This window comes from Streptomyces sp. Ag109_O5-1 (assembly GCF_003814875.1).
Lineage (GTDB): Bacteria > Actinomycetota > Actinomycetes > Streptomycetales > Streptomycetaceae > Streptomyces > Streptomyces sasae.
In genome coordinates this window covers 9,681,851-9,703,101 of the sequence record NZ_RKQF01000001.1, presented here as the reverse complement: position 1 = coordinate 9,703,101, position 21,251 = coordinate 9,681,851, and the positions used below count along the sequence as shown (strand labels likewise).

24 protein-coding genes and 1 pseudogene are annotated in these 21,251 nt (G+C 70.1%); 13 read left to right on the top strand and 12 right to left on the bottom strand.

Annotation, left to right across the window (positions count from 1 at the left end; all coding sequences use genetic code 11):
* Positions 1–72 precede the first annotated feature (72 nt).
* Both EDD90_RS44225 and EDD90_RS44220 read right to left on the bottom strand, forming a co-directional pair.
* On the bottom strand, positions 73–501 hold the full coding sequence (locus EDD90_RS44225; RefSeq protein WP_123982260.1) for a DUF3037 domain-containing protein: 429 nt from the start codon (positions 499–501) through the stop codon (positions 73–75).
* A 17-nt stretch (positions 502–518) separates the two neighbouring features.
* Positions 519–1,283, bottom strand: a complete 765-nt coding sequence (locus tag EDD90_RS44220) for a HipA family kinase (RefSeq protein ID WP_123978695.1) — start codon at positions 1,281–1,283, stop codon at positions 519–521.
* Positions 1,284–2,662: 1,379 nt separating this feature from the next.
* Here EDD90_RS44220 and EDD90_RS58700 point away from each other — a divergent pair.
* Both EDD90_RS58700 and EDD90_RS44210 read left to right on the top strand, forming a co-directional pair.
* Positions 2,663–3,094 (top strand): response regulator transcription factor, encoded by a 432-nt coding sequence (locus tag EDD90_RS58700; protein ID WP_398927453.1) that lies wholly within the window; start codon positions 2,663–2,665, stop codon positions 3,092–3,094.
* Between the two features lie 180 nt (positions 3,095–3,274).
* Entirely contained in the window at positions 3,275–3,787 is a 513-nt protein-coding gene (locus tag EDD90_RS44210; protein WP_123978693.1) for a Rieske (2Fe-2S) protein, read from the top strand.
* A gap of 3 nt (positions 3,788–3,790) precedes the next feature.
* On the opposite strand, the gene EDD90_RS44205 is transcribed toward EDD90_RS44210, so the two are convergent.
* Positions 3,791–4,438, bottom strand: coding sequence for a cysteine hydrolase (locus tag EDD90_RS44205; RefSeq protein WP_123978692.1), 648 nt, complete (start codon positions 4,436–4,438; stop codon positions 3,791–3,793).
* A gap of 76 nt (positions 4,439–4,514) precedes the next feature.
* Here EDD90_RS44205 and EDD90_RS44200 point away from each other — a divergent pair, with 76 nt between their 5' ends.
* Positions 4,515–4,982 carry a pyridoxamine 5'-phosphate oxidase family protein gene (locus EDD90_RS44200; RefSeq protein WP_123978691.1) on the top strand — a complete coding sequence of 156 codons (468 nt, stop codon included), beginning with the start codon at positions 4,515–4,517 and terminating at the stop codon, positions 4,980–4,982.
* Positions 4,983–4,988: 6 nt separating this feature from the next.
* Here EDD90_RS44200 and EDD90_RS44195 read toward each other — a convergent pair whose 3' ends face one another.
* On the bottom strand, positions 4,989–5,909 hold the full coding sequence (locus tag EDD90_RS44195) for a LysR family transcriptional regulator (RefSeq protein ID WP_123978690.1): 921 nt from the start codon (positions 5,907–5,909) through the stop codon (positions 4,989–4,991).
* 74 nt (positions 5,910–5,983) lie between these two features.
* On the opposite strand from EDD90_RS44195, the gene EDD90_RS44190 reads away from it, so the two are divergent.
* Positions 5,984–6,913, top strand: coding sequence for a DMT family transporter (locus EDD90_RS44190; protein ID WP_185149439.1), 930 nt, complete (start codon positions 5,984–5,986; stop codon positions 6,911–6,913).
* An 18-nt stretch (positions 6,914–6,931) separates the two neighbouring features.
* Here EDD90_RS44190 and EDD90_RS44185 read toward each other — a convergent pair whose 3' ends face one another.
* Entirely contained in the window at positions 6,932–8,263 is a 1,332-nt protein-coding gene (locus EDD90_RS44185) for an aminotransferase class I/II-fold pyridoxal phosphate-dependent enzyme (RefSeq protein WP_123978688.1), read from the bottom strand.
* A 36-nt stretch (positions 8,264–8,299) separates the two neighbouring features.
* Here EDD90_RS44185 and EDD90_RS44180 point away from each other — a divergent pair, with 36 nt between their 5' ends.
* Positions 8,300–8,989, top strand: coding sequence for a pyridoxamine 5'-phosphate oxidase family protein (locus EDD90_RS44180; RefSeq protein WP_123978687.1), 690 nt, complete (start codon positions 8,300–8,302; stop codon positions 8,987–8,989).
* A 95-nt stretch (positions 8,990–9,084) separates the two neighbouring features.
* Here the strand turns inward: EDD90_RS44180 and EDD90_RS44175 are convergent, their stop codons facing one another.
* Entirely contained in the window at positions 9,085–10,068 is a 984-nt protein-coding gene (locus EDD90_RS44175; protein ID WP_123982258.1) for a DMT family transporter, read from the bottom strand.
* 46 nt (positions 10,069–10,114) lie between these two features.
* Positions 10,115–10,690 (bottom strand): Clp protease N-terminal domain-containing protein, encoded by a 576-nt coding sequence (locus EDD90_RS44170; protein ID WP_123978686.1) that lies wholly within the window; start codon positions 10,688–10,690, stop codon positions 10,115–10,117.
* A gap of 260 nt (positions 10,691–10,950) precedes the next feature.
* Between EDD90_RS44170 and EDD90_RS44165 the strand changes: the two genes are divergently transcribed.
* Complete coding sequence (locus EDD90_RS44165; RefSeq protein ID WP_123978685.1) at positions 10,951–11,379, top strand: SRPBCC family protein; 429 nt, start codon at positions 10,951–10,953, stop codon at positions 11,377–11,379.
* A 67-nt stretch (positions 11,380–11,446) separates the two neighbouring features.
* Here the strand turns inward: EDD90_RS44165 and EDD90_RS44160 are convergent, their stop codons facing one another.
* Positions 11,447–12,082 (bottom strand): PadR family transcriptional regulator, encoded by a 636-nt coding sequence (locus EDD90_RS44160; protein WP_123978684.1) that lies wholly within the window; start codon positions 12,080–12,082, stop codon positions 11,447–11,449.
* A 203-nt stretch (positions 12,083–12,285) separates the two neighbouring features.
* Here EDD90_RS44160 and EDD90_RS44155 point away from each other — a divergent pair.
* The 4 genes and pseudogenes from EDD90_RS44155 (at position 12,286) to EDD90_RS57895 (ending at position 14,934) form a co-directional block, all read left to right on the top strand.
* Positions 12,286–13,039: pseudogene (locus EDD90_RS44155) on the top strand (TnsA-like heteromeric transposase endonuclease subunit).
* Entirely contained in the window at positions 13,036–14,064 is a 1,029-nt protein-coding gene (locus EDD90_RS44150) for a hypothetical protein (protein WP_311737250.1), read from the top strand. Before EDD90_RS44155 ends, EDD90_RS44150 begins: the two are co-directional and overlap by 4 nt.
* A gap of 27 nt (positions 14,065–14,091) precedes the next feature.
* Positions 14,092–14,259, top strand: a complete 168-nt coding sequence (locus EDD90_RS58695; protein ID WP_311737249.1) for a hypothetical protein — start codon at positions 14,092–14,094, stop codon at positions 14,257–14,259.
* A gap of 264 nt (positions 14,260–14,523) precedes the next feature.
* A complete protein-coding gene (locus EDD90_RS57895) occupies positions 14,524–14,934 on the top strand; it encodes a hypothetical protein (RefSeq protein ID WP_260328486.1) in 411 nt (136 codons plus the stop codon).
* Between the two features lie 41 nt (positions 14,935–14,975).
* Here EDD90_RS57895 and EDD90_RS44140 read toward each other — a convergent pair whose 3' ends face one another.
* Positions 14,976–15,356, bottom strand: coding sequence for a tautomerase family protein (locus tag EDD90_RS44140; protein ID WP_123978683.1), 381 nt, complete (start codon positions 15,354–15,356; stop codon positions 14,976–14,978).
* Between the two features lie 64 nt (positions 15,357–15,420).
* Between EDD90_RS44140 and EDD90_RS44135 the strand changes: the two genes are divergently transcribed.
* Positions 15,421–15,909, top strand: a complete 489-nt coding sequence (locus tag EDD90_RS44135) for a MarR family winged helix-turn-helix transcriptional regulator (protein ID WP_123978682.1) — start codon at positions 15,421–15,423, stop codon at positions 15,907–15,909.
* 175 nt (positions 15,910–16,084) lie between these two features.
* Positions 16,085–17,533: an argininosuccinate synthase gene (gene argG / locus EDD90_RS44130; RefSeq protein WP_123978681.1), complete on the top strand. Its 1,449-nt coding sequence runs from the start codon at positions 16,085–16,087 to the stop codon at positions 17,531–17,533.
* Positions 17,534–17,606: 73 nt separating this feature from the next.
* Here the strand turns inward: argG and EDD90_RS44125 are convergent, their stop codons facing one another.
* Positions 17,607–18,545 carry a DMT family transporter gene (locus tag EDD90_RS44125; RefSeq protein ID WP_123978680.1) on the bottom strand — a complete coding sequence of 313 codons (939 nt, stop codon included), beginning with the start codon at positions 18,543–18,545 and terminating at the stop codon, positions 17,607–17,609.
* Between the two features lie 158 nt (positions 18,546–18,703).
* Between EDD90_RS44125 and EDD90_RS44120 the strand changes: the two genes are divergently transcribed.
* On the top strand, positions 18,704–19,156 hold the full coding sequence (locus tag EDD90_RS44120) for an Lrp/AsnC family transcriptional regulator (RefSeq protein ID WP_123978679.1): 453 nt from the start codon (positions 18,704–18,706) through the stop codon (positions 19,154–19,156).
* Here EDD90_RS44120 and EDD90_RS44115 read toward each other — a convergent pair.
* Both EDD90_RS44115 and EDD90_RS44110 read right to left on the bottom strand, forming a co-directional pair.
* The gene (locus EDD90_RS44115) at positions 19,140–20,216 is read right to left on the bottom strand and encodes a histidinol-phosphate transaminase (protein ID WP_123978678.1); all 1,077 of its coding nucleotides are present in this window, start codon (positions 20,214–20,216) and stop codon (positions 19,140–19,142) included. The two genes, EDD90_RS44120 and EDD90_RS44115, sit on opposite strands and share 17 nt — an antisense overlap.
* Positions 20,217–20,251: 35 nt before the next feature.
* On the bottom strand, positions 20,252–21,238 hold the full coding sequence (locus EDD90_RS44110; protein ID WP_123978677.1) for an ornithine cyclodeaminase family protein: 987 nt from the start codon (positions 21,236–21,238) through the stop codon (positions 20,252–20,254).
* Between the last annotated feature and the right edge of the window lie 13 nt (positions 21,239–21,251).

Below are 21,251 nucleotides of genomic sequence, written 5' to 3'. Positions count from 1 at the left end.
GTACCTTCGACAGACGTGACGCTAGAAGCCCTGGCACGCGGTGTCAACGTCACACGACGCCGGTGTGATCCATTACCTCACCAGGAGGTCCAGCAACCGCTCCGTCTCGGCCGCCGGGTCGAGGGTGAGCCCGGTGTGCACCGGGCCGGGCTGTACGACCGTGGACCGGGGCGCGACCAGCCAGCGGAAGCGCCGTCCCGGGTCGTCGCCGGCCGCGTGTCCCGCCGCCTCGCCGCCCGCGCAGACACCCTCCACCGCCCCGAGCGCGGCCCGCACCCCGGCGACGTCCGCGGCCGGGTCCAGGGCCAGCAGCCGGGCCTCGTCGAGGTGGGTGCGGGCACCGACGAAGACCTTGGCCCGGCAGTACACGATCACGCCGGCGTTGATGCACTCGCCGCGCTCCACGCGGGGTACGACGCGCAGCAGGGCGTACTCGAAGACATGCCGGTCGCCGCCCTGGCCGGCCCGGGTGATGTGGCGCTCGGTCACATGTCCGGCCATGTGGATGTGGGTGTCGCTCACTTGGCCCCCTCGATACCGGTGATGCGCTCGTGGATGACGGCGGCCCTGGCGAGCAGCGGCCGGGCGTAGGTGCGGCGGAGGTCGTCGGGCGTGTCGAAGCCGGGTTCGCCGGCGAGCCAGACATCCGGGATCTCGGCGGTGACCTCGGCCAGCAGGTCTTCGGTGACCCTGGGCGCCAACTCGGCCACGGCCGCGCGGACATCGGGAGCGAAGCGGCTCAGCGCGTGGTCCGAGGCGTCGTACGGCCGGGCGGCGGAGGTCTCTGCGGACGGCCAGTTGTGCTGCCAGATCATCGTGGCGCCGTGGTCGATGAGCCACAGGTCGCCCTGGTGCATCAGCAGGTTGGGGTTGCGCCAGGAGCGGTCGACGTTGTTGATCAGCGCGTCGAACCAGACGATACGGCCGGCCTCCTCGGGACCCACGGAGAAGGCGAGCGGGTCGAAGCCGAGGGCGCCGGAGAGGAAGGCCATGCCGAGGTTGGTGCCGCCGCTCCCCCGCAGCAGGTCCTGCACCTGCTGCTCGGGCTCGCCGAGTCCCAGCACGGGGTCGAGTTCGACGGTGACGAGGCGGGGCATCCGAAACCCGAGCCGCCGGGCGAGTTCACCGCAGACGACCTCGGCGACCAGTGTCTTGCGGCCCTGTCCGGCGCCGGTGAACTTCAGGACGTACGTCCCGAAGTCGTCGGCCTCGACGAGCCCCGGCAGCGACCCGCCCTCACGCAGGGGCGTGATGTAGCGGGTCGCAGTGACCTCTTTCAGCACTTTCCCGGGCCACCCATCTCTTCGACCCTCTGCCGGCCTCCGGCATGAAGTGAGCATAGTAACCGAGGGTGATCGCGGGCGAAGCCGACTGTTCGGTCGTTGTCGAGGGTTCCGTGGGTCGGGTGGGGTCGTCGTTGAGATTTCGGTGTGGGCGGGTAATGAGAGGTTAAGGATCCGGTGCGGTCCCGTACGCCGTGGACAGTGCCCGGGCGGTGGTGGATGCGTTGTCTGTCCAGTTCACAAAGCAGTTGACGGCCCACTCGGGGGTGTCCAGTGGGGATCAACGCAGCACCGGCTCGGCGATCTACGGCCTTGTAGTGTTGGCGTATATGTTCGAACGGCCTCTGACCAGGGCCTTGTTGAACACAGTTCGGGAGCGGCCGTTTCCGGACTCGTGAGTCGCCCATGGCGGTGAATGAGCGGCGGACGCCGCTGGGGGGAACGACTTGTCCATCAATGAGAGTCTGCGGGCGCATCGGTTCGCGAAGGCGTCCGTGAGCTGCGTCAGCGGCGACTGCTGACCTTCCGCACCGCTGACCTTCCGCACCGCTGACCTTCCGCACCGCTGACCTTCCGCACCTTTGTTGCGGGCGCTGCCTCGGGCACTGCGGCCAGCACCGTTGTTTCCTTTCGCCCTTCCCGTTCGCCTCCCTGTCCGCCTTCCCGTCTGCCGTGTCCGGCCGGGCAGTTGCGGAACGTTGCCCGCGCACGGTTGCTACACGTCGTCGAGTGGAGTCCTGCTGTGCACCGATTAGGCACGCTGAGTGCGCTCGCCGCCCTGCTGTGCGGCCTGCTCCTGGCCGGCGACCCTGGCGTGGCGACCGCGTCCTCTTCCTTCACGGCGCAGGCGGAACGCGTTCTCGCACCTGTCCCGGCGGCTGCCCAGCGCTTCTCGGGTCCGCTGCCGGTGCCGTCGGCGTCGTCCCGGGCGGCACGGGCCGCCGATCCGGACGAGGATCCGGGGTGGACGGCGGAGGACGCCATCCGGTTCTGGACGCACGAGCGTATGGTGGCCGCCACCGATCCCTCCGGCCGCCGTGCCGAGCCGGTGGGCCGCGTGCCGGCTCGGGGCCGTCCGGCCGTCAGGCCGGCGGCCGACGTCGGTCAGCACTTCGCCGGGATCAGGTCCGTCGGTGTTCTCTACGGCGGAAGCGGCCCTGAGACGCATTCCTGCACCGCCAGTGTGGTCGACAGTCCTGGGCACGACCTGATCCTGACTGCGGGGCACTGCAAGAGCGCCCATGGCATGTTCGTTCCCCGGTACGACAGTGGAAAGGCCGCCGACGCTCAGCCGTTCGGTGTCTTTCCCGTCCAGGAGTGGTTCCGCGACTCCCAGTGGGCGGCGGACAAGAGTGCCAACTCCGATCTGGACTTCGCTTTTGCGCGGGTGGGCTCCTACCAGGGCAAGGAGGTCCAGGACGTGGTGGGGGCGAACACGGTGGCCCGCACGCCGGGGTTCACCGGCAACGTCACCGTCCGAACTGGTCAACGGCATCCGGGTCATCGCCACGGGCGAGGGCGTCCTGGCCCCGACGGTCACCCGGCGGCTCATCGGCGCCTTCTCCCGTCGCGGCGAGGCTACCCGCCCCGCCCCGCGGCTCGTCGGCCTGACCAAGCGGGAGCAGGAAGTCCTCGTCCTGATCGCCGACGGCCTGTCCAACACGGAGATCTCCGAGCGCCTCGTCATCAGCATGCCCACGGTGAAGACCCACGTCGGCAGCCTCCTGGCCAAACTGCACGCCCGGGACCGTGCGCAGCTGGTCATCATCGCCTACGAGAGCGGCCTGGCCGAGCCGGGCATGCCGGCCTGACCCCGTCGACCGGGACCTCGCCGGCCGTGCCGAGTCAGGTCGACAGCGAACCGACAGCGCCGTTTTACCAAAGCCTCATGTAGGGGTGGTCACTATCTGGATGCCGTCTGAACAGGTGGTGCTCGAAGACCGTACCCCTGGACGGATCAACCAGAAGCTTCGCGGAAGGGAACCCCTCACATGACCAGCGCACCGCTCAACCCCTCTGCCGGACCGGCCCGCCGTACCGTCGTGGCGGCGGCCGGCGCGGCGGGGCTCGCCGCCGCGCTGACCGCCTGCGGGTCGTCCGACGACGGCTCGTCGAGCACGACGACCACGAACAACGGGGCCGGCTCCACCACCCAGGACAGCAACGCCGCGGGCGGGGCCACCGACACCTCGACCGCCGCGGCCGGTTCGGCCGGTGGGACCGCGCTCGCCAAGACCTCGGACATCCCCGAGGGCGGCGGCACGATCTACAAGGACAAGGCCGTGGTCGTCACCCAGCCGACGTCGGGCACCTACAAGGCGTTCTCGACGAAGTGCCCGCACGCGGGCTGCGCGGTGAGCAGTGTCGCCAACGGCGAGATCGTCTGCCCCTGTCACGGCAGCAAGTTCGCCATCGCGGACGGCAGTGTGAAGCAGGGCCCGGCGACGACGGGTCTGACGGCCGCCAACATCAGCGTCTCCGGCGACCAGATCTCGCTGGCCTGACCATCAGGCCCGCCGGCGCGGGTGTTTGAGACAGCTGAGCACCTCGTCCGTGGTCGCGAGCGTGGCGACCAGCGCGAGGGTGTTGCGGACCATCGCGGGGGTGTATTCAGAGGGCACTCCCGCGATGGCGTCGGCCGGGACGACGACCGTGTAGCCCCGGTTCACCGCGTCGAACACGGCATTGGGTACGGCCACGTTGGCCGAGACACCGGTGACGACCAGCGTGCGGCAGCCGAGGTTGCGCAGCAGCGGGTCGACGTCGGTGCCCTGGATCGGCGACAGGCCGTGCAGCCGTCGTACCACGAGGTCCTCCTCCGAGACCTCGATCGGGGGCGCCACGCGCACGGCCTTCGTACCGGACAGCTGCTGGACGGGGAGCCGTTCGGCGGCGCGGAACAGCCGGGCGTTGTGGTTCGCGCCCCGGCCGTCGGGGCGGCGTTCGGCGATCGCGTGGACCACCTGGACACCGGTGTCGTGTGCGGCGGCGACCAGGCGGGCGATGTTGCCGAGCGCGCCGGACGCCCGTGCTTCGTGGGCGAGTTCGGGCAGCGCGCTCTCCGGCCCCACCACACCCTGCTGGCACTCGACGGTGAGCAGCACGGTGCTCACGGGGTCGAGGAGTTCCGCGAGCCGTTCGTACGACGACGGCATGACGCCCCCTTCCGCCTTGGTGCGGGGCGGGCGAGACTAACCAGCATTGCGCGGGAACGGAAGAAGAGGGGGCCGGATGACCGTCACTCAGCGCCGGGGCCGGAAGATCATGATGACGCCCGGTGAGCTGGACGAGTTCCTCACCACACAGCGCACCTGCCGGGTCGCGACCGTATCGGCGTCCGGCGCTCCGCACGTGAGCGCCCTGTGGTTCGCCTGGGACGGCAAGTCCCTGTGGCTCTACTCGGTGGTCCGCAGCCAGCGCTGGAAGGATCTCACGCGCGATCCGCGGGTGGCGGTCGTGGTCGACTCCGGTGAGGAGTACGACCAGTTGCGCGGGGTGGAGCTGAGAGGGGCCGTCGAGTTCGTGGGCGAGGTGCCGCGTACCGGGGAGCTGGTCGCCGAACTCGACTACGTGGAGACGCTGTTCGCCCGGAAGAACTTCGGTCTGGACGAGATGCCGCATGACGGGCGGCACGCCTGGGCGCGGCTGACCCCGACGAAGATCGCGTCCTGGGACTTCAGCAAGCTGGGCTCGGCGTAGGGCGGTTCAGGCAACTCCGCCGGATCGGGACGTCGCCTCGGCCGCGCCCCGCAGGGCCTGCACCGCCGCCCGGATCGAGGGGCGGCGGTCCGCGTCGGCCCGCCAGACGACGTACACATGGCGGCGCACCCGCTGCTTCAGCGGCACCATCACGATGCCCTCCGGCATCGGGTGCCGGCCCAGCAGCGGGGCGATGCAGACTCCCAACCCTGCTGCGACCAGGTTGAGTTGGGTGTGTGTTTCGGCCGCGCGGTGACCGACGATCGGTTCGACGCCGCGCGAGCGCAGCGTGAACATCAGCCACTCGTGGCAGAACTCGCCCTCGCCCCAGGTGATCCACTCGTCCTCGGCGAACTCCCCGAGGTCCACCTCGTCGCGCTCGGCGAGCCGGTGGCCGACGGGCAGGGCCACCTCGGCGGGGTCGTCCAGCAGGGGCGCCTTGACCAGCCCGTCGGGCAGCGGCATCGGCTTGTTGTACCAGTCGAGGACGACGGCGAGGTCGAGGTCGCCGCGGACGACTCCGGCGATGCCGGTCTCCGGCTCCAGTTCGCTGGAGCGGACCCGCAGCGCCGGGTGCTGGGCGCGCAGGGCGGCCAGTGCGGTCGGGAACAGACCGCGGGCGGCCGTGGGGAAAGCGGACAGTCTGAGTTCGCCGACGACCTGCCCCCGGTGCGCCTCCAGGTCGGACTGGGCCAGCTCGACCTGGGAGAGGATGCGGGACGCGTGCTCGGCGAGCAGCCGGCCGGCGTCGGTGAGCCGGACCCCCCGGCCGTTCCTGGCGAGCAGCTGCTGGTCCACCTCCCGCTCCAGCTTGCCCATCTGCTGCGAGACCGCCGACGTCGTGACATGCAGGGCCTCGGCGGCTCCGCTGACCGAGCCGTGCCGGGCGAGGGCATCGAGGGTACGCAGGCGCTCCAGGTTCAACATGTAAGCGATTCTAAGAGGTATCGGGCGAGAATTCTCGATTGTGCTACGAGATCGGCTACCGCATGGTGGAGGGCATGAGCACCACGACCGCCGCGACCGGCACACCGACGCTCGGCACCGACCGTCCCCGCCCCCGCCTCGACTGGCGCCTCCGATTCGGCGTCCTCTCGTTGATCTGGGGCTTCAGCTTCCTGTTCATCAAGGTGGGGACGGAGCGGTACGCGCCGTTCCAGGTCACGCTCGGGAGGCTGGTCTTCGGTACGGCGGTCCTGGCGGCGGCGATCGTGTGGAAGCGGGAGCGCCTGCCGCGCGGGGCCCGCACCTGGGGCCATCTGGCGGTGGCCGCGTTCCTGCTGAACGCGCTGCCGTTCTCGCTCTTCGCCTACTCGGAGCTGACGATCCCGTCCACGCTGGCCGGGATCTGCAACGCGACCTCGCCGCTGTGGGGGATGGCGCTGTCACTGGTGGCCCTGTCGGAGGACCGGCCGACCCGGATCCGCGTCGCCGGCCTCGGCCTGGGGTTTCTCGGGGTGCTGACGGTGCTGGGAGCCTGGGAGGGTTTCCACGGGCTGGATGTCACGGGGACGCTGATGGCGTTGCTGGCGTCGCTGAGCTATCCGATCGGCTGGATCTATGTCCGGCGGACGCTTGCGGGCACGGGTGAGTCGCATCTGTCCATGACCGGAGCACAGTTGCTGCTGGCGACGGCCCAACTGGCCGTGGTGACGCCCCTGTTCACCTCCTTCCCGGCACACGTCTCATGGGTTCCGCTGCTGGCGATCGCCGCGCTGGGGGCGTTGGGGACGGGGCTGGCGGTGCTGATCCAGTACGGACTGGTCGCCGAGGTGGGGCCGACCACCGCCCAGATGGTCACGTACTTCATCCCGGTGATCGCCACAGCGGCGGGGGTCGCCGTACTGGGCGAGTCGTTGCGGTGGAGCACGCCGGTCGGAGCGGTGATCGTCCTCGCGGGGGCCGCGCTCACCCAGATGAAGCGCTCCTAGGGGGGCCAGGCCCGGGAACTAGGCCCGGATCCGGCCCGTGGTCGGCCCGACGGCCTTCGCCACCGCGTCCGCCAGCCGGTCCGCCTCCTCGGAGGTCAGCGTCGCGATCGTGATGCGGACACCGGGAGGCGAGCCCAGCCGGAACCGGGCCCCGGGGGCGACCGCCCAGCCCCCGTGCAGCAGGCGCGCCACCGCACCCGTCTCATCGGGAACCGGCACCCACACGTTCATCCCGGTGACGCCGTGCGCCGCCACTCCGCGCTCGGCCAGCGCCCCGATCAGGGCGTCCCGGCGGGCGCGGTACGACGCGGCCACCTCGCGGGGGTCCACCGCGCCGTCGCTCCACAAGCGCACCACGGCCCGCTGGAGGATCCGGCTCACCCAGCCCGGGCCCAGCCGCTGCCGTCCGCGCACCCGGTCGACGGTGACCGCGTCCCCGGTGAGCACCGCGAGCCGCAGATCCGGCCCCCACGCCTTGGCGACGGAACGTACGAAGGCCCAGTGCCGGGTCACCCCCGCCAGCGGGTGCAGCGGCACGTCGACGATGTCGTGGCCGTGGTCGTCCTCGATCAGCAGCACGTCCGGGTGATCCCGCAGCACCGCCCGCAGTTCCTGCGCGCGGGGAGCCGTCACCGTGGCGCCCGTCGGGTTCTGCGCCCGGTCCGTGACGATCAGGGCGCGGGCGCCTGACCGCAGTGCGCGTCGCGCGTCGTCCGGACGCGGCCCTTCGTCGTCGACACCGACGGGGACCGCGCGCAGTCCCAGCGCGGGGACCAGATCCAGCAGGCTGCCCCAGCCGGGGTCCTCCACGGCGACCTCGTCGCCGGGCTTGAGATGCGCCATGAGCACCCGCTCCACGGCGTCGAGCGAGCCGGAGGCGACGGCGACGGGGCCGTCCGGCACCCCGTCGGCGTCCAGGGCGGCCCGGGCCAGGCGCGCCAGCTCCGGCTCCACCGGATCGTCGCCGTACAGCACGGGCTCGCGTTCGCTCTGCGCGGCGGCCGCGGCGAACGCCGCCACCAGGGGTGGGAGCAGTGCGGTGTCGGGGTTGCCGTCGGACAGGTCGCGCACCCCTTCCGGCACGACCACCCGGATCTGGTCCCGCCCGGTCGTCGCCGGCTTGGGCCGGATCCGGCTGCCCCGCCGGCCGGCGGTCTCGATGACCCCGCGCTCCCGCAGGGTGCGGTACGCGGCCGCGACCGTATTGGGATTCACCCCGAGCCGGGTGGCCAACTCCCGCATGGGTGGCAGCAGTTGGCCTGGTTCCAGCTCGCCGGAACCCACCGCACGCTCGACGCTGGCAGCAATCCCTGCTGCACCCTGCCCCTGAATCGGATATTCTCCTAGCACAAAGAACATTATGCACTAGTGCAATGGAGATCCGCAATGGAGACGGCGACACAGGGAACCGTGCCGACGCAGCCCACCGCCTACCCCAAGACCGACCGCACCGTTCCCACCCGCGCCGCCGACCGGGCGTCGTACGACAGGGACCTGGTCCACTCGATCCTCGACGAGGCCTACGTCTGCCACCTCGCCTTCGTGCGCGACGGCGCGCCCGTGGTGCTGCCGACGCTGTTCGGCCGGGTCGGCGAGGTGCTGTACCTGCACGGTTCGACGGGCTCGCGTCCGCTGCGGATGAGCGGGCAGACCGACCCCGGGCTCCGGGTGTGCGTGACGGTCACCCATGTCGACGGCCTGGTGCTGGCCCGCTCTGCCTTCCACCACTCGATCAACTACCGCTCGGTCGTGGTGCACGGCATCGCCCACCAGGTCACCGACCCCGAGGAGAAGCGCATCGCGCTGGACGCCCTGGTCGACCATGTGGTGCCGGGCCGCTCGGCCGACTCCCGCCCGGCCAACAGGAAGGAACTGGCCGCGACCGCGGTGATCCGCCTCGATCTCGACGAGGTCTCCGCCAAGACCCGCACGGGCGACGCCAACGACGACCCGGAGGACATGGGCCTCCCCCACTGGGCGGGCGTGGTCCCGGTACGGAAGGGGTACGACACCCCGATCGCCAACGGCGACCTGGCGGCGGACGTCGCGGTACCGCCGTACCTGAAGACGCGCTGATGCGAAGCGCCCCTTCAGGGGCGCGGGGCTGTATCTGATCTGCGGCTTCGCCGCGTGGGCGCGACCAGCCACAACGGACCGGCAGCCGACAACGCTCAGACGGCCGGCTCCCGTACGACACCCTCACTGCGCGCCAAGGGCTCAGCAGAGCCCTTGGCGGGTGTCGACGACTGCGCGATGAACGCCCCGACCAGCACAATCACCCCGCCCACCACCTGCGGCGCAGACAGGTGCTCCCCCAGCAGCACCCAGGCCAGCACCGTCGCCACCACCGCCTCAAGGCAGGCCACGACCCCCGCCACCTGCGGAGACAGCCGCCGCACCGACAACACCCCCGTGATGTAGGCGACGACCGTCGCCACCAGCACGATCCACGCCAGCAACGCGGCCGCCGGCACCGAAACCCCGTTCATCCGCGCGGAGCCGCCCAGCACCGACCAGTCGATCTCCCATGGCCGCGCCACCACGGTCAGCAGCCCCGCGCCCACCAGCAACCCGTAGGCGATGACCCCGAGCGGGTCCGCCCCTTCGCCGCCTTCGTCCCCGCCGTGGTCGGACAGGACGAAGTACCCCACCTGGCAGCACGCCGCCCCCAGCGCCAGCAGCAGCCCCAGCGCGTCGAAGCTCAGCCCCGACCACACCTCCACGACACACGCGAGGCCGCCGGCCGCGAGGGCGACGCCGAGCGCGGCCGCGCGGGTGACCGGCCGTCGCTGCACGAAGCGGACCCAGCCGAGCACCAGGGCGGGGGCGAGGTATTCCACGAGCAGCGCCACCCCCACCGGTATGCGGGAGATCGCGGCGAAGTAGCAGGCCTGGACGCCGGCGACGGCGAGCAGGCCGAACCCTGCGAGCAGCGCGGGCCGGCGGCGCGGCAGGTCGCGGTGGCGGACGGCGAGCGGCAGCATCACCAGCGCGGCGCCGGCCACCCGCAGCCACACCACCTGCAGCGGCGCGAGCCCGGCCTCGATCAGGGGCTTCGCGGCGACGCCGGACCCGCCGAAGGCGAGCGCCGATCCGATGGCGAGGGAGAGCCCGAGGCCCTTTCCATGGCTGTTGTCAGTGGTGCGCACCGGCACATGATGACAGGGGGCGACATGAGCGTCACCCCCCATGGCACCTGTCTCAGCGGCTGGACGTGCGGCTTCCCGTCCCGGGATCCCGAACCGCACCGTCCCCGTCGATCCGGACGGCCAGGTCATGGGCGGCCACACCGGCGCGCTCCAGTACCTCAACGGCCCGGGACTCCGGGTCGACGACCAGGCCCGCGAGCAGATCGGCGCCGTCGGCACGGTCCGCTCCGCGACGCCGGGCACGGCAGCGGGCGTACTCCAGGGCGGCCGCCGCCACCGGCGACCACGCGCCGTCTCCCTTGCCCTCGGCGGGCCGGACGACGGGCAGCGCGCCGGAGTCCTCGACCGCGCCCTGCCAGCGCAGCCCGTAACCGATGCTGCGCTGCACGAGGTAGCCGAGCAGGCGGGCGAGTTGCGGGGCGTCGCCGACGGCGGCGCGGACCTCGGGGTCGGACTCGATCAGTGAGTGCAGCAGATGGGCGGTGTCGACCTGCCGGTCTCCATCCCGCACGGCCCTTCTGCGCGCACCGGCGACCACCGCTGCCAGCTCGGCGCCGAGCCCGGCATCGTCGTCCGCGTGGATGGTGCCCTGGTCCTGGGCGGGCTGGCGGGGAATACGGGGTTGCACATCCCCACCTCATCAACCCCAAGGGCGCAAGTCATCCCCGGGGGGAAGCATTTCCCCGTCCCACGCAGAGTGGACACGGCCGGACGGAATCTCCTCCCTACGGATGAGATCAGGCCGGTTCCCGCGCATGGGACCTGTTCGGCACGGCGGAGAGACGTCGGATGGGCCCGCACATTTCCTGACGGTTCATCAGTATTGAATGTTCGAGGCCCTGCGGCTACGTTCCGCGACACCGTAGCCCGATACGAAGGGGTGGTCGCATGGCCGAAGTCAGCGCTGAGGCACGCATCCAGGCACCGGCCGAGAAGGTGTGGGCACAGCTCACCGACTGGTCGGCGTACGGGGAGTGGAACGCGACCCACACCAATTTCCCCAAGGGCGGCCCCGAGACCCTGGCGGTGGGCGGGACCTTCCAGGAGAACATGAAGCTGATGGGCTTCCCGGCGGAGGTCGAGTGGACCATCGAGGAGCTGGAGCCGGCACGGGTGCTGGCGATCCGCGGCAAGGGCCCGATGGCGGTGACCGTCGCGACGCGCTACACCCTGACCCCCGACGGGGGCGCGACCGGGGTGCGGATCGACGGCGAGTTCACGGGCGCGGCCGTGTCCCTGATGGCGGGCAAGCTCAAGGACTCGGCGACGGCGGCCCTGAACGAGTCGCTGCGCAAGCTGGGCGGGCTGGTGGCCTGAGTCCGTCCCTCCAGGTACGCGAAGGCGCCCCTTGGAGTGATCCGAGGGGCGCCCTGTGCACCGTGGGTCAGTCCTCGTCGGCGAGGATGAGGTACAGCTTCTTGCGGGTCTCGTTGATGACGGCCAGCGCCTTCTCGCGCTGTTCCTTGGTGCCGGTCTTCCAGACCTGCCCGAAGGCCTCCATCAGCCCGAAGCCGGCCTGGCGGATCTCGCCCAGTGCCTCGAAGTCGACCCCGCGGGAAGCCTCTTCCCAGGGGGCGTCCGGGCCCTCCTCGGCGGCACCGCGGCCGCTGTCGGTGAGCGAGAACAGCTTCTTGCCGCCCTCGCTCTCACTGACGATCAGGCCCTCGTCCTCCAGCAGCTGAAGGGTGGGGTAGACCGAGCCGGGGCTGGGCTTCCACGCACCGCCGCTGCGCTCGGCGATCTCCTGGATCATCTCGTATCCGTGCATCGGGCGGTCCTTCAGCAGGGCCAGGATCGAGGCACGTACGTCACCGCGCCGCGCCCTCCCCCTCGGGCCTCCGCGCCCTCGCGGCCCCCAGTGCCCGGGGCCGAAACCGGGCCCGCCGGGGCCGAAGCCGGGGCCACCCGGACCGAAGGGCCCGAATGCCGCACGGCGGCCTTCACGTCCACCGAAACCACCCCGCCCCTGCGAGCGAGGGCCGTCCTGTCCATGTCCACGCTCGAATCCGTGGGAACGCATGGCAATCACTCCATTCCATCGTTGATCTGTCGCGTATCATTCGCGATGCCTCAACGATATATCGGGAGCGTTCGGATGACAAGCCCCTTCCGAACGCCGATGTCCTGTCTCACTCAATCGAGTCGTTTTCTCAGCGAACCGAGTCGTTCGGGCTTCTGTCTCAGCGAACCTAGTCGCGCGGTTGAGAGCGCTGGGGGTGCTGGATGGCTGTACCGGCTGAGGTGGATCAGGCGGGGCCGTGCGTCGAGTTGTCGTACGTGGACGTAGCGCACGGACGCCGTCGGCGTCCGCTGCGGGACTGTGTGACGGGCCGGTTCGAGGACGTCGATCCGGTACGTACGTTCCGGTGGTCGCGAGGTGAGCGTCACTTCCCGGGCTGGTACTGGGCGGCGACGACCGGGCGGCACGTCGGCTATCGAGTCGTGGCTGGAGCGGGACCGGCTGCTGCTGATGGACTTCGATCGGGACGTGGTGGGGATCAGCTCGCAGCCGTTCTGGCTGCACTGGCATGACGGCGAGCGGGAGCGTCGGCACGCCCCGGACTACTTCGTGCGCCGCGCGGACGGCTCCGCCATGGTCGTCGATGTCCGTGCGGACGAGCGGATCGAACCGAAGGACGCCGAAGCGTTCGAGGCGACGCGTCTGCTCTGTGCCCAGGCCGGGTGGAGGTTCGAGCGGCTGGGGATACCCGACGCGGTGCTGCTCGCGAATATCCGGTGGCTGTCGCGCTACCGGCACCCCCGCTGTCTGCACGACTCGGCCGCGGCCCGGCTTCGGGAGGTCTTCTCCATCCCGGGACCGCTGATGGTGGGGGCGGATGCGGCAGGGGACCGGCTGTCGACGCTGCCAGTGCTGTTCCACCTCCTCTGGCTTCAGGTGCTGGCTGCCGCGGACATGACGGTCGAGTTGCTGGGACCTCGCACGATCGTGCACTGGGTCAGTGGAGTTGACCGGTGACCGGCAAGAGGCGGGTGCCGCCGACCTCCCGGATCGCGGAGTTCCCCGAGGCTGCCGCCGAGCAGGCCCGCTGGTGGGAGAGGCACATCCTGGAGGTTCTGCACGGTTTGCCGCCGGATGCTCCGGAAGGGACCAAGCCGCGGCCGGAGTTCGACCCGAACGGGCACTCGCTGGCCCAGCGCAAGCGGGCCAAGGCTGCCGAGCTGACGGCGGCCGGGCATCAGGTGTCGGCCAGCGGCATCAAGCAACGGCGCCAGCGTTACCAGCGGGATGGGCTGGTCGGGCTGGCGGACGGCCGGTCGGCCAAGCAGATGCAGGCCTTCGGCCAGGTCGACCCAGTTGTGGTGGAGGCGATGCGACAGGCGATCTCCGAGACCGCCGACGCGTCGTCGAGGACCATCGGCTTCACTCTCTGGCGGACCCAACAGATTCTGTCCGGCAGGGAGGAGACCGCCGAGGTTGAGCTGCCGTCTCGGGCCACGCTCTACCGGCTGTTCGACAAGCTCGCCGTCGGCACCCACGCCACCGGGTCGGCCCGCACCCGCCGCTCGGTCGGGGCACGTCCGTCCGGGCCGTTCGGCGAAGTACCGGCCAGTGCGCCCGGTGAGCTGATGCAGATCGATTCCACGCCGATGGATGTGCTGGTGCGGCTGGATGACGGCGTCGCCGAGAAGGTCGAGCTGACGGCCATGGTCGACATCGCCACCAGGTCGATCACCGCAGCGGTGCTGCGGCCCTCCACGAAGGCCGCGGACGCCTCCGCGTTGCTGGCTCGCAGTGTCACTCCTGAGTCCATGCGTCCGGGCTGGGCGGTAGCCCTGCGGATGTCCCGGTCAGCGTTGCCGCACCGGCGGCTGCTGAGCATCGACGAGCGCCTGGAGCATGCGGCTGCCCGTCCGGTGATCGTGCCGGAGACGATCGTCTGCGACCACGGAAGCGTGTTCGTTTCGCACGCCTTCAGGTCCTCCTGCCGTTACCTGGGCACCAACCTTCAGCCGGCGCACAAGGCGACGCCGACCGACTAGGGCACGATCGAGAAGACCCTGGGCTCCGTGGCCACGTTGTTCGCTCAGTTCGTCGCGGGATACACCGGCTCAACGACGGACCGCCGGGGCCGCGGCCTGGAAGACGGGCCGCTGTGGTCGCTGTCCGAACTTCAGAACCTTCTCGACGAGTGGATCATTGCCGTCTTTACCGACCGTGAGTTGTGCTGCCCGTGATGTCCGCCTGGGCCTGTGACATGGACGTCATGGGCTCGTTTACCGACCGGGACCGGAACGTCTGCCATGTTCCGGAGTCGGTACGGAGAACGAGTGGTACGGCACATCGTGGTCGGGGACTTGAGGGTCCAGCGGATCGAGCGGAAGGACGGACGGCGATCGTAGACGATCGTCTGGCCCGAGGGCACCCTGCACACGGAGGCGGACCGGTTCCTGCGCGTCCATGACGGCACTGGCACCCAGAAGACGTACGCGTACTACCTGGTGGATCATCTGCGGTGGCCGGAGCGTGAATGCCTGGCCTTCGACGCAGTCCAAGTAGGCGACCTCGAACGGTATATGGGCATCGTCGGCGCCGAGGTCCGGATGCCGCTCGGCGAGCCCTGGCGGGTCGGCAAACGCCGCCGCGCTGTCGCCACCGGCCACGTCACCTGGCTCGTCGAGCAGATCACCGTCCGCAACATCCTTCTCGGCTACGTCCCCAAGGACCGCAAGGACCCCCTGATCCAATGGGTTGAGCAGCATTTCTCCACCCATAAGTTCGTCGCCTTCCACCGAAGCCCGAGGATCTACGACGCGTTCTTCCCTCGCGAAACGATCCCGCCACTGCGCCAGCCCGATGAAGCCGACGCGGAAACACGGTGGAGCCCATTCCACCCCTACTACCGCTGCTGAGCCTGAGGACAGCCGGGTCGTGAGGTGGCCCAGATGGGGGATCACACGGCGAGGGCGCCACCGACGAAGGTACGTTCTGGCGGTGACGCCACGAGTTCGACCATGGTGCCGGCGCGGAGGTCATCGCCGACGACGCGCGTGATCGCGTCGGTGAGCCCGGTGCCGAGGCGCGCGGTGATCTGGGCAGCGTCAGGGCGGTCGAAGACGCCAGCGCGGACGCCCAAGATCACCGAGGCATTTGTGTCCACGGCCTTGCCGCCCTGCGCGAAACGGCCTGCGGGGACTCCGGCCAGGCGGACGCTTACGAGGTCGCGGGCCCATTCGCCATAGACGTCGACGATAGCGTCGGTCAGTGCGGCGACGAGCATGGGTTCGTTCCCGGTCAGCCTGTTCTCTGGAAGGTGGACGGTCAGATGCGGCATAGTGGACCTCGTTCCCTTTGAATCCAAAGCCTTTGTATTTAAAGGTATCTGGAAGAGGTCGCCGATGTCCACGGAATCGGACGGTCCAGCCGTCAATGAGGCCGTCCGCACCCTGCTGTTGCTCATGCCACGGCTCGTGGGCCGCGCCAAGCGCCTGCCCGTACCTCCGGCACTCCAGGGCCTGGACCTGGCACCGCGACACCTCGCACTGCTGGCCCACCTGGAGTACGACGGCCCCACCAGCATCAACGAGCTAGCCGCTCGGCTGGAGGTGGCCCCGACGACTGTCAGCCTCATGGTCAGCGAGCTGTCACGGCCGGGCGTCCTGCAGCGCACTGCCGATCCCGCCGACCGCCGCCGCCGCATCATCGCCATCGCCCCCGCCTACGCCGCACCGATCGGCGAATGGCTTTCTGGCAGTGCCTCTGCCTGGGAATGTGTCATGCGCGGTCTCGACCCCGCGGAACGCGCCACAGTCATCACTGCCCTGCACGCCTACGAGGCCGCCTTGGAGCAGGCGGGCGACCAGCATCGGAACGCGCAGTTGCGTTAGCGGGCTGAGATTTGTCTCAACGAACCAAGTCCCCGCGTCTCACCCAATCCAGTCCACGCAGGTCAGCTCAGGCATGGACGTCCAACTTCGTTGAGACAGGACAGCCGAACACCCCCGCCGGACGGCCCCCAGCAGGGGCGTTGCATGACCATGCGTTCTCATGCATAATCTTCCTATGTCCAAGGTCCTCACCTCCCTTCCCGCCGGCGAGCGCGTCGGCATCGCCTTCTCCGGCGGGCTCGACACCTCGGTCGCGGTCGCGTGGATGCGCGACAAGGGCGCCGTTCCGTGCACCTACACCGCCGACATCGGTCAGTACGACGAGCCCGACATCGCCTCGGTGCCCGGCCGTGCGCACACCTACGGTGCCGAGATCGCGCGCCTGGTCGACTGCCGGGCCGCGCTGGTCGAGGAGGGCCTGGCCGCGCTGACCTGCGGCGCGTTCCACATCCGCTCGGGCGGGCGGGCGTACTTCAACACCACGCCACTCGGCCGTGCCGTCACCGGCACGCTGCTGGTGCGGGCGATGTTGGAGGACGACGTCCAGATCTGGGGCGACGGCTCGACCTTCAAGGGCAACGACATCGAGCGGTTCTACCGGTACGGCCTGCTCGCCAACCCGCACCTGCGGATCTACAAGCCCTGGCTGGACGCGGACTTCGTGACCGAGCTCGGCGGCCGCAAGGAGATGTCCGAGTGGCTGCTCGCGCACGGGCTGCCGTACCGGGACAGCACGGAGAAGGCGTACTCCACGGACGCCAACATCTGGGGCGCCACGCACGAGGCGAAGACCCTGGAGCACCTGGACAACGGCATCGAGACCGTCGAGCCGATCATGGGCGTGCGGTTCTGGGACCCCGAGGTCGAGATCCTTCCCGAGGACGTGACGATCGGCTTCGACCAGGGCCGGCCGGTGACGATCAACGGCAAGGAGTTCGAGACCGCGGTCGAGCTGGTCATGGAGGCCAACGCGATCGGCGGCCGGCACGGGCTCGGCATGTCCGACCAGATCGAGAACCGGATCATCGAGGCGAAGAGCCGGGGCATCTACGAGGCGCCGGGCATGGCGCTGCTGCACGCGGCCTACGAGCGGCTGGTCAACGCGATCCACAACGAGGACACGGTCGCGCAGTACCACAACGAGGGACGCCGTCTCGGCCGGCTCATGTACGAGGGCCGGTGGCTGGACCCGCAGGCGCTGATGATCCGCGAGTCGCTGCAGCGGTGGGTCGGCGCTGCCGTCACCGGTGAGGTGACGCTGCGGCTGCGGCGCGGCGAGGACTACTCGATCCTCGACACGACGGGGCCCGCGTTCAGCTACCACCCCGACAAGCTGTCGATGGAGCGCACCGAGGACGCGGCGTTCGGTCCGGTCGACCGGATCGGCCAGCTCACCATGCGCAACCTGGACATCGCCGACTCCCGCGCGAAGCTGGAGCAGTACGCGGGGCTGGGCCTGATCGGCTCCAGCAACCCGGCGATCGGCGCGGCCCAGGCGGCGGCGACCGGCCTGATCGGCACGATGCCGAAGGGCGGCGCCGAGGCGATCGCGTCCCGGGGCGAGGCCGTGTCGGACGACGACGAGCTGCTGGACCGGGCGGCGATGGAGCTGGGCACGGACTGAGCGTTCCGCGTCAGGAGGGCCGACCCGACACCGGGTCGGCCCTTTTCGACGTCACCGGCTCCCACCGGTTCCCTCAGGCGCGCTCGCCCACCGGGGTCGGCTCCGGAACCGCGGCCTTCTCGGCGACCGTGCGGCGTTCCACGAGCCCCAGTGCCACACCGGCGATGATGATCACGCCGCCGAACACCTGCGCGAGCCGGACCGTCTCTCCGTTGATCACCACGGCCCCGAGCACACCGAACACCGGTACCAGGTTGAGGATGTTGACCGCGACACTGGAAGTCATCCGGCGCAGGCCGTAGTTGTAGAGCAGGAAGCCTCCGACGGAACACGCCACGGCCAGATAGCCGAGCAGCACCGAGGTCGTGGCGTCCGGCATCTTCCAGTCCCCGACCTCCAGGAGCGAGGCGAGCAGGAAGCCGGCGGCGCCGGCCACGGTCTGGTAGAAGGTGAGGTTGACGGCGTCCTGTCCGCGGCCCGCCTGCTTGACCAGCACGTTGTACCCGCCCCAGACCAGGCCGCCGAGCAGCAGCAGGACATCGCCGAACCAGCGTGCCGCGCCTCCGACTTCCGCGCCGTTGCGTACGACCAGGAAGGCGCCGGCCGTGGCCAGCAGCACACCGCCGACCCGGATCAGCGGCATCCTGCTCCGGAAGACCACCAGCTCCATGAGCATGGTCATCAGCGGATAGGACGCGACGATCAGGGAGGCGTCGGAGGCGGTCGACAGCTCGACGCCGATGTTCTCCAGCACGAAGTAGACCGTGATGCCGAGCAGGCCGCTCAGATAGATCATCCGTCGCTGGCGGGCATCCGGCCGCGCGACCGGGTTGCGGCGTAAGCGCACCATGACCGCGAGCAGCACGGCGGCGATGGTGAAGCGGATGGCCCCGATGGTCAGCGGCCCGACGTCCGCCAGCACCTCCTTGGTCACCGCGTACGAGCTGCTCCAGAACAGCGCGGCCGCCACGACCGAACAGATCGCCAAGGTCCGGCTCTTCCGCTCGTCCACCCCACACACCCCTTCCCTTACGAACACCCCGACACCGTCCGGCCCGCATATCACAGGAGCGAATCTTGAACGGCGCCGGTGCAAACACACTAGCAATGGGTCCGGGAATATGGCACAGTGGCCGAATATAATTCGGCGAGTGTGGAGCTTGACGGAATATGGATGAACTAGATTCGGCGTTGGTGCGGCTGCTGCAGCAAGACGGTCGGCGCACCAACCGTGACCTGGCTCAGGAGCTGGGCATCGCCCCCTCCACCTGCCTGGAGCGGGTGCGTTCCCTCCGTGACCGCGGTGTACTGCTCGGATTCCACGCGGAGGTCGACCTCCCCGCGCTCGGCCGGGGGCTCCAGGCGATCATCGCCGTCAAGGTGCGGCCGCCGACGCGTACGGTCATCGAGCGGTTCCAGGCGTTCGTGGCGCGGATGCCCGAGGTGATAGCGGTCTTCGTGCTGACGGGCAACGACGACTTCCTCCTGCACGCGGCGGTTCGCGACATGGACCATCTGCATTCGGTGGTCCTGGACAAGCTGACCGAACGAAAGGAACTCGCGGACGTACGCACCTCGGTGGTCTACGGACACCTGCGGAAGAACGTCATCGAACCGATGTGAGGCCCTTCAGCGTCTCGATCAGCAGATCGTTCGCCTCCGGGCGGCCGACGGTGATCCGCAGTCCGTCACCGGAGAAGTTGCGCACCAGCAGTCCGCGCCGCTCGAGTGCGGCGGCGACCCGGTCGGAGTCGTCGCCGAGCGGCATCCAGAGGAAGTTGGTCGCGCCCGGCGGGATGCTCCAGCCCTGCCGGCCGAGGGCCTCCCGCAGCCGCTCCCGTTCGGCGGTGATCCTGTCCACCTGGTCGAAGAGTTCGGACTCCGCGTCCAGTGCCGCCAGGGCCGCCTGCTCCGCGATCCGGCTCACTCCGCACGGCACGGCGCACTTGCGCAGGGCCTCGGCGATCTCGGGGTGGGCCACGCCGTAGCCGACCCGCAGCCCGGCCAGCCCGTAGGCCTTCGAAAAGGTGCGCAGCACCACCAGGTTGGGCCGGTCACGGTGGAGTTCCACCCCGTCCGGCGCGTCCGGCCCCTGGCAGAACTCGAAGTAGGCCTCGTCCAGCACCACCAGGACATGGCCCGGCACCCGGTCCAGGAACCGCTTGAGCTCGGCGGCCCCGACGGCGGTCCCCGTGGGGTTGTTGGGTTCGCAGAGCAGCACCATGGTGGTCCGCGGTGTGATGGCGGCGGCCATGGCCTCCAGGTCGTGGAGTTCGTCGGTGAGCGGCACCTCGACCGGAACGGCGCCGGCCATCCGCACGACGATGGGAAAGGCCTCGAACGAAGGCCAGGCATAGACCACTTCGTCGCCCGGCGAGAGCATGGCCTGGCCGAGTTGCTGGTAGATGCCGACGGAGCCCGGACCGGTGACGACATGCGAGAGCGGCACGTCCAGCTTGCGGGCGAGGGCGTCGGTCAGCTGTTCCGGGAAGATCCCCGGGTAGAGGTTGGTCTGCGAAGCGGCCCAGGAGATCGTCGCGAGTGCCGAAGGCAGCGGCGGATACGGGTTCTCGTTGAGGAAGAGCCGGTGCGAGACGCCCGTGGCGGGCGGTTGCGGCGGCTTGGGGACATAGGCCGGTATGCCGTCGAGCACGACACGCGGCGAGGGCGAAAGAGAGCTCATTCCTGTCGTGCTCCTCTGTGGTTTCCCGATGCGGGTCAGTCGAGTTCGAAGGTCCGTCCCAGCCCCCGGGCTGCGGCCTCCTCGGCGACCGCGAAGCCGGACATGATGTCCTGCACGCCGAGGCCGAGCGATTTGAAGACGGTGATCTCCGTCCGCTCCCGGCGGCCCGGCCGGGTACCGAGGAGCACTTCGCCCAGCTCGCCCCGGATGTGGCCGGGCCCCACCAGGCCCTCGGTGAGCGGCGCCCGCAGATCGCCGGACTCGGCGAGCGCCGATTCCCGGCTGTCGACGAAGAAGGACGCGCCGGCCACGGCTTCGGAGGACAGTTCACGGTGGTCGATGAAGGACGCGCCGACGGCGTTGACATGCGCCCCGGGCGCGAGGTCCGCCGCCTGGACGACGGGTTCCCTGGTGGCCGTCGTGGTGCACACCAGGTCCGCCCCGGCCAGCGCCGCCGCCGGAGTGGCCATGGTTTCCACCTCGACATCCAGCTCCTTGTCCGCCCAGACACGGAAGGCCTCGGCGTTCTCGGCGGTACGGCTCCACACCCGGACCCGGCGCAGCGGCCTGACCAGGTGCATGGCCTCCAGGTGGCTGCGGGCCTGCACCCCGGAGCCGAGCACGGCGAGATCGCCCGCGTCCGGCCGCGCCAGCGCCTCGGTGGCGACGCCGGACACCGCGGCGGTGCGCACCGCGGTCACCGCTCCCGCGTCCATCATCGCCAGCGGAGCGCCCGTCCCAGGATCGAAGACCAGGACGACCCCGATGTGCAGGTCGAGGCCGCGCGCCGGGTTCTCGGGCTTGAGCACCATGGCCTTCAGCCCGTACCCCGCCAGGTCCTCCCCGGCGACGAAGCCCGGCATGGTGCCCAGCAGGCCGGTGTCCTTCTCCGGGCGGAGGATGGTCCGCAGCGGCAGTTCCACCTGACCGCCGCTGTACCGGCGCATGGCCTCCGCCATCACCGGCATGGCGCGTTCGACCGGATAGAGCTCACGGACCGTGGCGCGGTCGATCAGCAGCATGGGGGTACCTGTT